Source organism: Pseudomonas sp. 21615526 (assembly GCF_013386245.1).
Classification (GTDB): domain Bacteria; phylum Pseudomonadota; class Gammaproteobacteria; order Pseudomonadales; family Pseudomonadaceae; genus Aquipseudomonas.
This window is the reverse complement of sequence record NZ_JACAOM010000222.1, coordinates 1-298: the sequence shown is the minus strand read 5'-3', so window position 1 is coordinate 298 and position 298 is coordinate 1. Positions and strand designations below refer to the sequence as shown.

The window sequence follows — 298 nt, the reverse complement described above, 5'->3', positions numbered from 1 at the left end:
GCTGCGCATCGGCGCAGTGGAATCCAGCGCCAGTGGCCGCCTGCCGCCGCTGCTGGCCGAATACCATCGACGTTATCCACAAGTGGAGCTGGAACTGGTGACCGGCGCCTGGGCGCAGTTACTCGATGACCTGCAACATCACCGCATCGACGCCGCGCTGGTGGCCGCCGGCGGCAAACGCCCGAAGCTCGAACAAAGCGTGGTCTACAGCGAGCGCCTGGTGCTGATTACCAGCGCCTCCAGCGCACCCATCGAGGACGCCCGGGACCTGGCCGGCCGCACGCTGCTGGTGTGGCCG

General features: G+C 68.1%; 1 pseudogene (cut by a window edge). It reads left to right on the top strand.

What is annotated here, in order from left to right:
• Positions 1–298: pseudogene (locus HX786_RS31260) on the top strand (LysR substrate-binding domain-containing protein) (its annotated part extends 132 nt beyond the left edge of the window); the annotation flags it as partial.